Below are 13563 nucleotides of genomic sequence, written 5' to 3'. Positions count from 1 at the left end.
GAAACCAGTCAGTAACGGCTACTTATGCGGCCCATCGCATAACTAGCGGTCGCACTATCCTACGGCCGTTCCGAAGAAACTGCCCAGGACGTACGTCACACCGGCCGCCGCACCGCCGAGCGCGAGCTGGCGCAGCCCGCTGAACCACCAGCTGCGCGCGGTCACGCGCGCCACGACGGCGCCGCACGCGAACAGTCCGAACAGCGCCAGCAGCACGGCCGGCCACAGCGCGCTCGCCCCGAGCAGATAGGGCAGGACCGGCAGCAGCGCGCCCAGCGCGAACGATCCGAAGCTCGACACGGCGGCGACCAGCGGCGAGGGCAGGTCGGACGGGTCGATGCCCAGCTCCTCACGGGCGTGGATCTCCAGCGCCTGCTCGGGATCGCGCGACAGCTGGCGGGCGACCTGCCGGGCCAGCTCGGGCTCGACGCCGCGCGTCTCGTAGAGCGCGGCGAGCTCGGCCTCCTCGTCCTTCGGGTGCTTGCGCAGCTCCCGGCGTTCGACGTCCAGCTCGGCCTCGACGAGTTCCCGCTGGGAGGCGACGGAGGTGTACTCGCCGGCGGCCATGGAGAAGGCGCCCGCGGCGAGCCCCGCGAGACCGGTGAGCACCAGGGCCTGCCGTCCGGCGTCCCCGCCCGCGACACCGGTCATCAGGGCGAGGTTGGAGACCAGGCCGTCCATCGCGCCGAAGACGGCGGGGCGCAGCCAGCCGCCGTTCACATCGCGGTGCGTGTGGTTGTCGCGGTGCGCCTCGTGCAGCGGCGCCTCGGTGTCGATGATGGCCATGAGGATCCCCCAGGATGGAGCCGGAAAGCTAAGTCTGGACAAGTTCTAATTTACGACAGCCATCAAGATACGCCGGTCATACCTGATCCACCAGCAAGGAAAGGCTGGGCTAACCTGCGCTTTTACCGTCGAGCGCTCATTCGATCAAGGTGGCGCACAAATGTCGACCGGGTGACATGAGGGGATTCGAGGCTCAGGTCAACCGCCGATGGTGGGACACATCCGCCAACGGCTCCGCGCCCGTGCGGAGCCCCGGAGGAGAGGCCGCCGCCCTTGCCATCGATCCGCGAGCGGGCCCGTGGCGCCCTGCTCGGCCTCGCCGTCGGAGACGCCCTCGGCGCACCGGCCGAGAACCTGAAACCCTCGGAGATCCGCGCCCGCTGGGGCCGCATCACCGGCTATGTCGCCGACCGGCCCGCGGGCACCGACGACACCGAGTACGCGATCTTCTCCGGCCTGCTGCTGGCCCGGCACGGCTCCGCACTCACCCCCGCCCACGTGGAGGCGGCCTGGCACCACTGGATCGCCGACCGCGAGGAGGGCCCCTTCCGCGGCGCCGGCTTCAGCGAACGCGGCACCCTGGAGAACCTCCGCCGGGGCCTGGCCGCCCCCATCTCCGCCCAGCACCGGCACGCCTGGAGCGACGGTCTGGCGATGCGCGCGGCACCGTTCGGCGTGTTCGCCGCGGGCCGCCCGGCCGAAGCCGCCCGGCTCGTCGCCATCGACGGCTCGGTGAGCCACGACGGCGAGGGCATCTACGGCGGCCAGGCCGTCGCGGCGGGCGTGGCGGCGGCGATGGCGGACGCGCCGACGATCGCCGTCATCGCCTCCGCGCTGGCCGTCGTCCCCGAGGACTCCTGGACGGCCCGCTCCCTGCGCCGGGCGGTGGCGGTGGCCCACCGCGGCGAACGCGCGGTCCGCTCCGCCGTCGTCATCGGCGGCTACCCCTGGACCGACCTCGCCCCCGAGGCCGTGGCCCTCGCCTTCGGCGCGTACGCGGCGGCCGACGGCGACTTCGCGCAGGCGGTCCTCACGGCGGTCAACATGGGCCGCGACGCCGACACCACCGCGGCGGTCGCGGGCGCGCTGGCCGGCGCGACCCAGGGCGTCTCCGCCATCCCCGCCGACTGGGCGGCGGCCATCGGCCCGGCCCGCGGCAGCTGCCTCCCGTCGATGGCCGGCCACCACGTCCTGGACGTGGCCGAACTGCTGGTGCCGGGCGAGGGCGGGAAGTGGGGCGAGGGGGTGGTCGTACCCGACCTGGTGCCGAGCCTGCTGGGCCACGACCCGGCCCCGACGGCCGAAGCGGAGACCCACCGAACGGAGATCCACCGAACGGAGACAGAGCGATGAGACCACCTGGCCCGGGCCCCTGGGACGAGGGCATGACCGCCGGGACGACCACGGCGGAACCGAAACCGCCCGAGGCACAGGAACCGGCGACCACGACGGAACCGGATCCACCCGAGGCGCAGAGCGCGACGATCACGGCGGAACCGGCACCGCCCGAGGCGCAGAGCGCGACGATCACGGCGGAACCGGGCGTGCCCACGGCCGTCGGCGGCACGGGCGCCCCACCGGCGCCACCCCCGCCCACACCCACACTCGCGCCAGCACCCACGCCCACGCCCGCACCCGGCACCCGATGCCGCCCGGACGGCGAAGGCGCGAGCCGTCGGGCCGAAGGCGAGAAGGCCGCGCCGCCCCGCCCCCGCCGCGTCACCGGCCTCCTGCTCGGCCTCGCCGCCGGCGACGCCGCCGGCTGGCCCGCCGCACGGCACCGCGCCGCCCGGATGCCGGAGTGGACCCGCCGCCTCACCCGCGAACTGGACACCTTCGCCGAACACAACGCCACCACCACCCTCCCCGTCCCCATCGCCCTCAACCAGCCCCCCGAGCCGCTGCGCCTCGGCCCCTCCGACGACGCCGAGTGGGCGGCCTTCGCGGCCGAGGCCGTCCTGCGGGCCGGCGACGACACCGCCCTCGGCGACCTCAGCCGCGAACGCCGGATGCGCGCCGCCATCGACCTCACCTGGAACGCCGTCGCCAGCGAAGTCGCGGCGGCGGCCGACCGCGCCCCGGAGATCGAGTCCGCGGTCCTCCCGCTGCGCGCCCGGATCTCCGTCCGCGCCGGCCTCGGCAACCTCGCCGCCGGGCTGCGCCCGCCCGCCACCGGCCACGACAACCCCCACTACTTCGACGACGCGGCCTGTGTACGCGCCTGCGTCCTCGCCGTGGCCCACCCCGGCGACCCCCGACTCGCCGCCGAACTGGCCGAGTTCGACGCCCGCTACACCCAGGACGGCGACGGCGTGCACGGCGCCCGGGCGATGGCGGCCGCGCTCGCGCTGGCCCTCGTCGGCGCGGACCCCGGGACCTGTGTGTCGGCGGCCCTCGCCGAACTCCCGGAGGGGACGGAGATCGGCCGCAACACCCGCCACGCCCTGAAACTGGCGCACGACGCCGAGAGCGCCTTCGCACTGGTCCCCCTCCTGGAGCACCAGATCGTGGACCACGTCTACAGCTACGGCATCGCGGCCGCCGAGACCGTCCCGGTGGCCCTCGCCCTGGCCCTCGCCTCCGGCGGCCGGGTCGCCGAGGCCGTCCCGGCGGCCGCCTGTCTGTCCCGGGTCGCGGACTCGGCCCCGGCTCTGGCGGGCGCGCTCACCGGGGCGTTGGGGGGCGGCGACGCGATCCCCGCCTCCTGGCGCGACACCTGCCGCACCCTGTCCGGCTGTGTGCTCCCCCGCCTCACCGACACCGACCTGGTGGAACTCGCCGAACTCCTGGAAGCCGCACAACCGGCCCCACCAGGAGGATGATTCGGGGCATGACGCCCAAAGCAGTAGAAAGCCATGAGGCGGGTCTGGACGAACGGATCACCGGCGCCCTGGTCGGCGCGGCCGTCGGCGACGCCCTCGGCGGCCCGGTCGAGGGCTACTCCCCCGACCAGATCGCCGAGCGCCACGGCGGCCGCGTCCACGGCATCGTCGGCCCCTGGAACGGCGAGGCCTGGCGCACCGCCCGCCCCATCGCCCCGTACCACAAGGGCGACGGCCACGTCACCGACGACACCCTGATGACCCACGCCCTGATCAGGGTCTACGCCACGGTCCGCGACCACCTCGACGCGTACGCGATCGCCGACCACCTGGTGCCCGACCTGATGACGACCCCCCGCTGGATCCCGGAGCTGGAGGCGGAGGCACTCCCCCTCCAGCGGATCTTCCTGGCGGAGAAATGGCTCGTCGCCCGGCTCCACTACGGCCATGTGGACCCCCGCGAGGCCGGCGTCGGCAACATCGTCAACTGCGGTGCGGCGATGTACATGGCCCCGGTCGGCCTGGTCAACGCGGCCGCCCCGGCGGGCGCCTACGCCGAGGCCCTGGACATCGCCGGCGCCCACCAGTCCTCGTACGGCCGGGAGGCGGCGGGTGTCTTCGCGGCGGCGGTCGCGGCGGCCTGCGCGCCGGGCGCGACACCCGACTCGGTCGTGACAGCCTGTCTGGCCCTGGCGAAGGACGGCACCCGCACGGCGATCGAGACGGTCTGCGAAGAGGCCTCCCGCCACCGGGACTTCGAATCGGCCCTGCTCCCTCTGCGCCGGGCCGTGACCCCGTACGACACGGTGGGCCCCGACTACCGCCGGCCCTCCCTCGGCGCCCGCCGCCCCTCCCGGCTGCACGCGATCGAGGAACTCCCCGTCGCGCTCGGCATGTTGCTGGTCGCGGACGGCGACTACCGGCACGCCGTCCTCGGCGCGGTGAACTACGGCCGCGACTGCGACTCGATCGCCACGATGGCGGGCGCCCTGGCCGGCGCCCTGGGCTCGCCCGTCCCGGACGAGTGGGCGAAGCAGGTGGCGGAGGCCAGCCGCCTGGACCTGTGGGAGCCGGCCCGCACCCTGGCGGAGGTCACCCGCCACGTCGTCGCCCAGGACATCCGCAGACGCCGGTCCCACGAGTCGGCCCTCGCCACCCTCCTCGGAGGCCCAGGATGCTCCGACTGACCTGGGTCCAGCCGGAGGACCTCCTGGGCCACGAACTCCGCCAGGCGGCCGAGGACGGCCGGGAACCCTGGACCGTCGCCGCCCGCTGGCGAGCGGCGGGCGGCCCCGAGGCGCCGGCCCGGGCCGGCGCCTCCCCCCGCCCGGCCTCCCGCTACCTGCGCCAACTGGCCGAGGACCTGCTGGACGAACTGGCCGACCTGCCCAGCAGACTCGCGGAGGACGAACCGACCGACCTCGCCGCCATCCGCCGCCACACCCCGCAGGCTCCGGACCTCGCGACCCGACCCCGCCCGGCCGCCCCCGCCCCGGCCGCCCTGGAAGCCTCCTGGCTGGGCCGGGCGGCCGGCTGCCTTCTCGGCAAACCCGTGGAGAAACTCCCCCTGGACGCCATCCGCCGGCTCGCGCGGTCCACCGGCAACTGGCCCCTGGACAGCTACTTCACCGCCCGGGGCGTCCCCGCCCCGCTCCTCGCGGAACACCCCTGGAACCGCCGCTCGGCCGGCACCTCCCTCGCCGAGAACATCGACGGCATGCCCGAGGACGACGACCTCAACTACCCCCTCCTCAACCTGCTCCTGCTCCGCCGCCACGGCCGGGACTTCACCACCACCGACGTGGCGGGTCTCTGGCTGGACGAACTCCCTGCGGGCCGCACCTTCACCGCCGAACGCATCGCCTACCGCAACCTCCTCTCCGGCATCGAACCCCCGCGCACCGCCCGCCACCGCAACCCCTTCCGCGAATGGATCGGCGCCCTCATCCGGGCCGACGTCCACGGCTGGACCAACCCCGGCGATCCGGCCGCCGCCGCCGCACAGGCCCACCGCGACGCCACCCTCACCCACACCGCCAACGGCGTCTACGCGGCCATGTTCACGGCGGCCACCCTGGCGACGGCGGCGACGGGACGCCACGACATCCACACCTGCCTGCACACCGGCCTCACGGTGATCCCGCCCCGCTCCCGTCTCGCGCGAGCGATCACCCACGCCGTCGAACTGGCCGAGGTCCACCCCGACTTCGACACCGTCGTCGACGAACTCCACACCGTCCACAAGGCCACCCACTGGGTCCACGCCGTCCCCAACACCGCCCTGATCGCCGCCGCCCTCACCCACGCGAACGGCGACTTCACCGGCTCCGTCTGCCGCGCGGTGTCCGGCGGCTGGGACACCGACTCCAACGGCGCGACCGCGGGCAGCATCGCCGGCCTGCTCGCCGGCGACCCCACCGCACTGCCCGACCGCTGGACCGCCCCGCTCAAGAACCGTCTCGCCACCTCCGTCGCCGGCTTCGACGGCACCGGCTTCGACACCCTCGCCCACCTCACCCACCGGGAGGCGTCCCGCCCATGACCGACATCGTCGTGCTCGGCAGCACGAACATGGACCTCGTCGCATACGTCGAGAAGGCCCCGCAGCGCGGGGAGACCGTCACCGGACGGGAGTTCCGTACGATCCCCGGCGGCAAGGGCGCCAACCAGGCGGTCGCCGCCGCCCACGCGGGCGCCACCGTCTCGATGATCGGTGCGGTCGGCAACGACTCCTTCGGCGCCCGGCTGCGCTCCACCCTGGAGCACTCCGGCGTGAACACCGATCATCTGCGCACGGTGGAGTCCCCTTCCGGCACCGCGCACATCGTCGTGGACGACGAGGGCGGCAACGCGATCGTCGTCGTCCCCGGCGCGAACGGCACCGTCGACCACCTCGCCCCCGGCGACGAGGGCCTGATCGCCTCCGCCGACGCGCTGCTCCTCCAGCTGGAGGTCCCGCTGCCCGCCGTCGTCGCCGGTGCCCGCGCGGCCCGCGCCCACGGCGTCCGTACGATCCTCACCCCGGCCCCCGCCCGGCCGCTGCCGCCCGAACTCCTCGCCGCCGTCGACCTGCTGGTCCCCAACGAACACGAGGCGACCACCCTCACCGGCCGCACCGACCCCCGGGAGGCGGCCGCGGCCCTGCTGGACAGCGTGCCGGAGATCGTCGTCACGCTCGGCGCGGCCGGCAGCCTCTATGTGACACGCGGCGCCGAACCCGTCCTCGTCCCCGCCCCCCAGGTCGCCGCCGTCGACTCCACCGGCGCGGGCGACACCTTCGTCGGCGCGCTCGCCGTGGCCCGCGGCGAGGACCGCCCCATCCGCGAGGCCCTGGCCTGGGCGGCCGCCGCGGCCGCGCTCTCGGTGCAGCGCCCGGGCGCCTCCGCCTCGATGCCGTACCGCTCCGAGATCGACAAGCAGTACGCCTCATGACCGAGAACACCCCCAGGACGGCCCCGCTGCACGGCCTGCGCGTCCTCGACCTCGCCACCCTGTTCGCCGGCCCGCTCGCCGCCACCCTGCTCGGCGACTTCGGCGCGGAGGTGATCAAGGTCGAGCACCCCGCGAAACCCGACCCCTCCCGGGGCCACGGCCCGTCCAAGAACGGCGTCGGCCTGTGGTGGAAGCTCCTCGGCCGCAACAAGCGCACGATCACCCTGAACCTCTCCACGCCCGGCGGCCGCGCCACCCTGCTGCGCCTGGCCGCCACCGCCGATGTGATCGTCGAGAACTTCCGCCCCGGCACCCTGGAGAAGTGGGACCTCGGCTGGGAGGAGCTGTCGGCGGCCAACCCCCGGCTGGTCCTCACCCGGGTCACCGGCTTCGGACAGTTCGGCCCCTACGCCCACCGGCCCGGCTTCGGCACCCTCGCCGAGGCGATGAGCGGCTTCGCCGCGATCACCGGCGAACCGGACGCGCCCCCGGTCCTGCCGCCCTTCGGACTCGCCGACTCCATCGCCGCCCTGGCCACCGCCTACGCCGTCATGACGGCCCTGGCCGCCCGCGACCGCACCGGCGAGGGCCAGGTCGTGGACATGGCCCTGATCGAACCGATCCTGATGGTCCTCGGCCCGCAGCCCCTCTGGTACGACCAGCTCGGCCACGTCCAGGAACGCACCGGCAACCGCTCCGCGAACAACGCCCCGCGCAACACCTACCGCACGGCCGACGGCACCTGGGTCGCCGTCTCGACCTCGGCCCAGTCGATCGCGGAGCGCGTGATGCGGCTGGTCGGCCGCCCCGAGCTGATCGACGAGCCGTGGTTCGCGACGGGCGCCGAGCGTGCCGCCCACGCCGACGTCCTCGACACGGCGGTCGGCGGCTGGATCGCCGCCCGCTCCCGTACCGAGGTCCTCGCCGCCTTCGAGAAGGCGGAGGCGGCGATCGCCCCGATCCAGGACGTCCGGGACGTGATGGCCGACCCCCAGTACCAGGCCCTCGACACGGTCACCACCGTGGACGACCCGGAGCTGGGCCCCCTGCGGATGCAGAACGTCCTCTTCCGGCTCTCCGCCACGCCCGGCGCGATCCGCTGGGCCGGCCGCCCGCACGGCGCCGACACGGAGAGCGTCCTGACCGAGCTGGGTCTGACGAGCACCGAGCTGACGGCCCTCCGCGAGGCGGGCGCTCTGTGATCCCCACCCCGCTGACCTGGCTCTACGTCCCCGGCGACCGCCCGCACATCGTCAGCAAGGCGCTCGCCTCGGGCGCCGACGTCGTCATCATCGACCTGGAGGACGCGGTCGCCCCCGACCGCAAGGAGTACGCCCGCACGGCCACCGCCGAACGCCTCCGCGACCCCCAGCCGGTCCCGGTGCACGTCCGGGTCAACGCCCTCGACGGCCCGCTGGCCGCCGCCGACCTGCACGCGGTCGCCGCCCTCCCCGGCGTCCGCGGCCTCCGGCTGCCCAAGGTCACCTCCGCGGCCCAGATCACCCGGATCGCCGAGGCCGTCACCCCGCCGGTGGGCGCGGCCCCGCCCCTGTACGCCCTCCTGGAGACCGCGCTCGGCGTCGAGCACGCCTACCCCATCGCCGCCGCGCACCCCGCCCTGCGCGGGATCGCCCTCGGAGAGGCCGACCTCCGCGCCGACCTGGGCATCCGCGCCGACGCCGGCCTGGACTGGTCCCGCTCCCGGGTGATCGTCGCCGCACGGGCCGCGGGCCTGATCCCGCCGCCGCAGTCCGTCCACCCCGACACACGCGACCTGAACGGCCTCGCCTCCTCCTGCGCCCACGGCCGCGCCCTCGGCTTCCTGGGCCGCGCCGCCATCCACCCCCGCCAGCTCCCGATCATCGAGCGGGCCTACCTGCCCACCGAACAGGAACTGGAGGAGGCGGAGACCGTCATCAAGGCCGCGTCGGTGGAACAGGGCGCCCAGGCCCTCCCGGACGGCAGGTTCATCGACGCGGCGGTGGTCGCGGCGGCGCACCGCACCCGGTCCCTCGCCCGCAGGCGTTAGCCCGTGCCCGCACACGACGAGGGCGCCCGGCAGAACCGGGCGCCCTCGTCGTCGTACGGTCGCGGGTCAGCTCTTCTTGCCCGCCGACTCCGCCTCGTCCTTGACCGCGTCCTCACCGTCGGCCTCGACCGCATCCTTGGCGTCGGCCTTCGCGTCGGCCTCGACATCGGGCTTCGCACCGGCCTCGGCGTCCGGCTCGGCCTCGGCCTTCGCACCGGCCTCGGCGTCGGCCTCGGTGTCCGTCTTCGCCTCCGCCGGCTCCGTGGACGCGGCGTCGGTCTCGCTCTCGGAGGCACTCCCGCCGTCGGCGGCGGCCTCGCCGTCGGCGCCCGGCTCCACGATCTCCTCGCGGCCCGGCCGCTTGATCGCCGACACCACGATGTACGTCACCGCGAGCACGAACACCGCGATCGCGGTCCAGACGTTCAGCCGGAGACCCAGGACGTGGTGGGCGTCGTCGATCCGCATGTACTCGATCCAGCCGCGCCCGGCGCAGTACGCGGCGACGTACAGCGCGAACGCCCGCCCGTGCCCGAGCTTGAAGCGGCGGTCGGCCCAGATGACGAGCAGGGCGACACCGACGCACCACAGCGACTCGTAGAGGAACGTCGGCTGGTAGTACCCGGGCACCCGGCCGTCCGTGGAGGACGTGATGTGCAGGGCCCAGGGCAGGTCGGTCGGCTTGCCGTACAGCTCCTGGTTGAACCAGTTGCCCCAGCGGCCGATCGCCTGGGCGAGCGCGATGCCGGGCGCGACGGCGTCGGCGTAGGCGGGCAGCGGGATACCGCGGCGGCGGCAGCCGATCCACGCGCCCAGCGCGCCGAGCGCGATCGCGCCCCAGATGCCGAGGCCCCCCTCCCAGACCTTGAAGGCGTCCACCCAGTCACGGCCCTCGCTGAAGTACAGCTCGTAGTCCGTGATCACGTGGTAGAGGCGGCCGCCGACGAGGCCGAACGGCACCGCCCAGACGGCGATGTCGGCCACCGTCCCGGCCCGCCCGCCCCGGGCGATCCAGCGCCGGTTGCCGAGCCAGACCGCGACGAAGACGCCGATGATGATGCAGAACGCGTAGCCACGCAGCGGAATGGGTCCGAGGTACAGCACCCCGCGCGACGGGCTGGGAATGTAGGCAAGTTCCATGGCAGGGTCGACGCTACCGTGCCGGACCGGGCGCACGACGGGCAGCCCGGCTACGGCTCCATAACAGGCGGGTGAGAAACCGCCTTACCCTTGGTCGGCCTCCTCCACCATCTGCTTCAGCTTCTGCGGTGTCATCGTCTGGTCCTGGTAGATGTTCTTGCCGTTGAACAGGACGGTCGGGGTGCCGCCGAACCGGCCGTCCTGGAAGGCCTGGTTGGACTTCACGACCCAGCTGTCGTGCGTGCCGTCCTCGACACACTTGCGGAACGCCGGGGTGTCGAGGCCGTCGACCTTGCCGGCCAGCTCGATCAGCTTGCTGTTCTCGGCGTAGGCGTCGTCGGTCTCCTCGGGCTGGTTCTCGAAGAGCACGTCGTGGTACGCGGTGAACTTTCCGGCGTCCTGGGCGCAGGCGGCCGCGTTGGCCGCGGCACGGGAGCCGCTGCCGCCCATGTTGCCGTCGATCAGGGTCGCCAGGTGGTAGTCGACCTTGAGCTTTCCGGACTCGGTCAGCTCGTGGATCGTCGGGCGGTAGGCCGCCTCGAAGGCCTTGCAGGCCGGGCAGCGGAAGTCCTCCCACACCGTGAGCGTGGACTTGGCGCTCTCCTCGCCCACGGGGATCGCCAGGGCGTCCTTGCCGTTCGCCCCCGAGGGAGCGACGACCGGGCCCGCGTCGGCGCTGTCGTCGTCCTTGCCCGAGTTGGCGGCGACGATGCCGATCACCGCGGCCAGCCCCAGGACGCAGACGACGCTCGCGCCGACGATCAGCGTGCGCCGCCGCCGCTCCGCGGCCTTCTGCTTCTCGCGCTCCGCCGCCAGCCGCTCCCGGGCATTGCGCTTTCCGTCACGATTCTTCTCGCTCACACCCCCAGAACGAACCGGGGAGGCGCATTGCGCCTCCCCGGTCCCAGGTCCACCCGTACGGGTGATCCCGGGAGATGTCCCGCCCTGTCACGCCTCTCGGCGCACGAGGTGTTACGCCGTTCGGCGCACGCCCTTGGCGAGGTCGCCCGCCAGTTCCCGGACCGCCTCGACACCGGCCGCGTCGTCCGGCGCGTCCAGCATGCGCTTGACGAAGGCCGAACCGACGATCACGCCGTCCGCGAAGCCGGCGACCTCGGCCGCCTGCTCGGTGTTGGAGACCCCGAGGCCGACGCAGACCGGCAGGTCGGTGCCGCTGGCCCGGGTGCGTTCGACCAGCTCCTGGGCCTGCGCGCCGACCGACTCACGGGTGCCGGTGACACCCATCAGCGAGGCGGCGTAGACGAAGCCGCTGCCCGCCGCGGTGATCTGCGCGAGCCGCTCGTCCTTGCTGCTCGGCGCCACGACGAAGACCGTCGCGAGGCCGTGCTTCTCGGCGTGCTCCCTCCACAGCGCCGACTCCTGCACGGGCAGGTCGGGCAGGATGCAGCCCGCGCCGCCCGCCTCGGCCAGCTCGGCGGTGAACCGCTCGACGCCGTAGCGGTCGATCGGGTTCCAGTACGTCATGACGAGCACCGGCTTCCCGGTGGCCGCGTGCGCCTCGCGGACCGTGCGCATGACGTCGGCGATCCGCACCCCGCCGCGCAGCGCGATGTCGTCGGCGGTCTGGATGACCGGGCCGTCGAGGACGGGGTCGCTGTGCGGCAGGCCCACCTCGACGATGTCGGCGCCGCCGTCGAGGACGGCCTTGATCGCCTCGATGCCGCCGTCGACGGTCGGGAACCCGGCCGGCAGATAGGCGATCAGCGCGGCCCTGTTCTCGGCCTTGGCGGCGGCGAGGGTGTCGGACAGCAGCCGGATGTTCCCGCTCACTTCGCGTCCCCCTCGATCTCGGCGGTGTCCGCCGCGTTGGCGGCGACCTCGGCGTCGGTGTCGTACAGGCTGAAGTAGCGGGCGGCCGTGTCCATGTCCTTGTCGCCGCGGCCGGACAGGTTCACGATGATCAGCCCGTCCTTGCCCAGCTCCCGGCCGACCTCCAGGGCTCCGGCGAGGGCGTGCGCGGACTCGATGGCCGGGATGATGCCCTCGGTGCGGGACAGCAGGCGCAGTGCCTGCATGGCCTGGTCGTCGGTGACCGCGCGGTACTCGCCACGGCCGCTGTCCTTGAGGTAGGAGTGCTCGGGGCCGATGCCCGGGTAGTCCAGACCGGCCGAGATGGAGTACGGCTCGGTGATCTGGCCTTCGTCGTCCTGGAGGATGTAGGAGCGCGAACCGTGCAGGATGCCGGGCTCGCCCGCGGTGAGGGTGGCCGCGTGCTCGCCGGTCTCGACGCCGTGGCCGGCCGGCTCGCAGCCGATCAGGCGTACGCCGGTGTCCGGGATGAAGGCGTGGAAGAGGCCGATGGCGTTGGAGCCGCCGCCGACGCAGGCCACGGCCGCGTCGGGCAGGCGTCCGGCGCGCTCCAGGATCTGGCGGCGGGCCTCGACACCGATGACCCGGTGGAAGTCGCGGACCATGGCCGGGAACGGGTGGGGCCCGGCGACCGTGCCGAAGAGGTAGTGGGTGTGGTCGACGTTGGCGACCCAGTCGCGGAAGGCCTCGTTGATGGCGTCCTTCAGCGTGCGGCTGCCGGACTTCACGGCGACGACCTCGGCGCCGAGCATGCGCATCCGGGCGACGTTGAGGGCCTGGCGCTGGGTGTCGATCTCGCCCATGTAGATGGTGCAGTCGAGGCCGAAGAGGGCGCAGGCGGTGGCCGTGGCGACGCCGTGCTGGCCGGCGCCGGTCTCGGCGATGACCCGGGTCTTGCCCATGCGCCGGGTCAGCAGGGCCTGCCCGAGCACGTTGTTGATCTTGTGGGAGCCGGTGTGGTTGAGGTCCTCGCGCTTGAGGAACACCCGGGCGCCACCGGCGTGTTCGGCGAACCTCGGCACCTCGGTGAGGGAGCTGGGGCGGCCGGTGTAGTGGACGAGCAGGTCGTCGAGTTCACGGGCGAACTCGGGGTCGTGCTTGGCCTTGTCGTACTCGACGGCGACCTCGTCCACGGCGGCGACGAGGGCCTCCGGGATGAACTTGCCGCCGAAGTCGCCGAAGTAGCCTTCGGCGCTGGGAACCCGGCCCTCGGGGTCGGGGATGAAGAACTCGCTGGGCATGCGGAAACCTCACGGTGAGTTTGGTGAAAAACCTGTCGCCGTGGGGGCGGGGGTCGTCCTACGGCCTCAGGCCGTACATGGCTGGTCGCGCAGTTCCCCGCGCCCCTGAGAAACCTGCCATCGACGCCCGTTGACCTGCCCGGGTTCGTCACCGATGACGTACCGCACCCTGCGGCCGTGGACACGCCTCGCCGGGGCTCGGCAGCCCCTCGGGCGGCAGCCGCGCGCCAGGCGGGCGTACCGGTCCACGGTCGTCACGGTGAGAGTCATCGTCGATCAGCCT

General features: G+C 73.7%; 13 protein-coding genes. 7 read left to right on the top strand and 6 right to left on the bottom strand.

Annotated features, from left to right (window positions below; all coding sequences use genetic code 11):
* Positions 1–54: 54 nt before the first annotated feature.
* Positions 55–786, bottom strand: coding sequence for a VIT1/CCC1 transporter family protein (locus tag IE275_RS34925; RefSeq protein ID WP_189716658.1), 732 nt, complete (start codon positions 784–786; stop codon positions 55–57).
* A gap of 273 nt (positions 787–1059) precedes the next feature.
* On the opposite strand from IE275_RS34925, the gene IE275_RS34920 reads away from it, so the two are divergent.
* From IE275_RS34920 to IE275_RS34890, 7 genes are read left to right on the top strand one after another with little or no spacing between them, the layout of a single operon-like run.
* Positions 1060–2139 (top strand): ADP-ribosylglycohydrolase family protein, encoded by a 1080-nt coding sequence (locus IE275_RS34920; protein ID WP_229870910.1) that lies wholly within the window; start codon positions 1060–1062, stop codon positions 2137–2139.
* A complete protein-coding gene (locus IE275_RS34915; RefSeq protein ID WP_189716657.1) occupies positions 2136–3608 on the top strand; it encodes an ADP-ribosylglycohydrolase family protein in 1473 nt (490 codons plus the stop codon). The genes IE275_RS34920 and IE275_RS34915 overlap by 4 nt, the downstream gene beginning before the upstream one ends.
* A gap of 8 nt (positions 3609–3616) precedes the next feature.
* A complete protein-coding gene (locus IE275_RS34910) occupies positions 3617–4795 on the top strand; it encodes an ADP-ribosylglycohydrolase family protein (protein ID WP_189716656.1) in 1179 nt (392 codons plus the stop codon).
* Positions 4783–6150 carry an ADP-ribosylglycohydrolase family protein gene (locus IE275_RS34905; RefSeq protein ID WP_189716655.1) on the top strand — a complete coding sequence of 456 codons (1368 nt, stop codon included), beginning with the start codon at positions 4783–4785 and terminating at the stop codon, positions 6148–6150. The genes IE275_RS34910 and IE275_RS34905 overlap by 13 nt, the downstream gene beginning before the upstream one ends.
* Complete coding sequence (gene rbsK / locus IE275_RS34900) at positions 6147–7040, top strand: ribokinase (protein ID WP_189716654.1); 894 nt, start codon at positions 6147–6149, stop codon at positions 7038–7040. Before IE275_RS34905 ends, rbsK begins: the two co-directional genes overlap by 4 nt.
* The gene (locus IE275_RS34895) at positions 7037–8242 is read left to right on the top strand and encodes a CaiB/BaiF CoA transferase family protein (RefSeq protein WP_189716653.1); all 1206 of its coding nucleotides are present in this window, start codon (positions 7037–7039) and stop codon (positions 8240–8242) included. Before rbsK ends, IE275_RS34895 begins: the two co-directional genes overlap by 4 nt.
* Positions 8239–9069: an HpcH/HpaI aldolase/citrate lyase family protein gene (locus IE275_RS34890; protein WP_189716652.1), complete on the top strand. Its 831-nt coding sequence runs from the start codon at positions 8239–8241 to the stop codon at positions 9067–9069. The genes IE275_RS34895 and IE275_RS34890 overlap by 4 nt, the downstream gene beginning before the upstream one ends.
* A gap of 66 nt (positions 9070–9135) precedes the next feature.
* Here the strand turns inward: IE275_RS34890 and lgt are convergent, their stop codons facing one another.
* The 5 genes from lgt to trpM form a co-directional block, all read right to left on the bottom strand.
* Positions 9136–10209, bottom strand: coding sequence for a prolipoprotein diacylglyceryl transferase (gene lgt, locus IE275_RS34885; RefSeq protein WP_189716651.1), 1074 nt, complete (start codon positions 10207–10209; stop codon positions 9136–9138).
* An 84-nt stretch (positions 10210–10293) separates the two neighbouring features.
* Complete coding sequence (locus tag IE275_RS34880; protein WP_189716650.1) at positions 10294–11070, bottom strand: thioredoxin domain-containing protein; 777 nt, start codon at positions 11068–11070, stop codon at positions 10294–10296.
* A 111-nt stretch (positions 11071–11181) separates the two neighbouring features.
* Complete coding sequence (trpA, locus tag IE275_RS34875; protein ID WP_189716649.1) at positions 11182–12000, bottom strand: tryptophan synthase subunit alpha; 819 nt, start codon at positions 11998–12000, stop codon at positions 11182–11184.
* A complete protein-coding gene (gene trpB, locus IE275_RS34870) occupies positions 11997–13280 on the bottom strand; it encodes a tryptophan synthase subunit beta (RefSeq protein ID WP_189716648.1) in 1284 nt (427 codons plus the stop codon). The genes trpA and trpB overlap by 4 nt, the downstream gene beginning before the upstream one ends.
* A 66-nt stretch (positions 13281–13346) precedes the next feature.
* Entirely contained in the window at positions 13347–13550 is a 204-nt protein-coding gene (trpM, locus tag IE275_RS46255) for a tryptophan biosynthesis modulator TrpM (protein ID WP_229870908.1), read from the bottom strand.
* Between the last annotated feature and the right edge of the window lie 13 nt (positions 13551–13563).

Source organism: Streptomyces phaeofaciens (assembly GCF_014648915.1).
Lineage (GTDB): Bacteria > Actinomycetota > Actinomycetes > Streptomycetales > Streptomycetaceae > Streptomyces > Streptomyces phaeofaciens.
Note: the sequence above shows the minus strand (reverse complement) of the source record. Positions and strands in the feature narration are given on the sequence as shown.

Bases quoted from the DNA above. Each gene is read 5' to 3' on its own strand.
- IE275_RS34910 (WP_189716656.1), top strand. From the start codon at position 3,617: ATGACGCCCAAAGCAGTAGAAAGCCATGAGGCGGGTCTGGACGAACGG.
- IE275_RS34905 (WP_189716655.1), top strand. From the start codon at position 4,783: ATGCTCCGACTGACCTGGGTCCAGCCGGAGGACCTCCTGGGCCACGAA.
- lgt (WP_189716651.1), bottom strand. From the start codon at position 10,209: ATGGAACTTGCCTACATTCCCAGCCCGTCGCGCGGGGTGCTGTACCTC.
- trpB (WP_189716648.1), bottom strand. From the start codon at position 13,280: ATGCCCAGCGAGTTCTTCATCCCCGACCCCGAGGGCCGGGTTCCCAGC.
- trpM (WP_229870908.1), bottom strand. From the start codon at position 13,550: ATGACTCTCACCGTGACGACCGTGGACCGGTACGCCCGCCTGGCGCGC.
- IE275_RS34925 (WP_189716658.1), bottom strand. From the start codon at position 786: ATGGCCATCATCGACACCGAGGCGCCGCTGCACGAGGCGCACCGCGAC.
- IE275_RS34915 (WP_189716657.1), top strand. From the start codon at position 2,136: ATGAGACCACCTGGCCCGGGCCCCTGGGACGAGGGCATGACCGCCGGG.
- IE275_RS34895 (WP_189716653.1), top strand. From the start codon at position 7,037: ATGACCGAGAACACCCCCAGGACGGCCCCGCTGCACGGCCTGCGCGTC.
- rbsK (WP_189716654.1), top strand. From the start codon at position 6,147: ATGACCGACATCGTCGTGCTCGGCAGCACGAACATGGACCTCGTCGCA.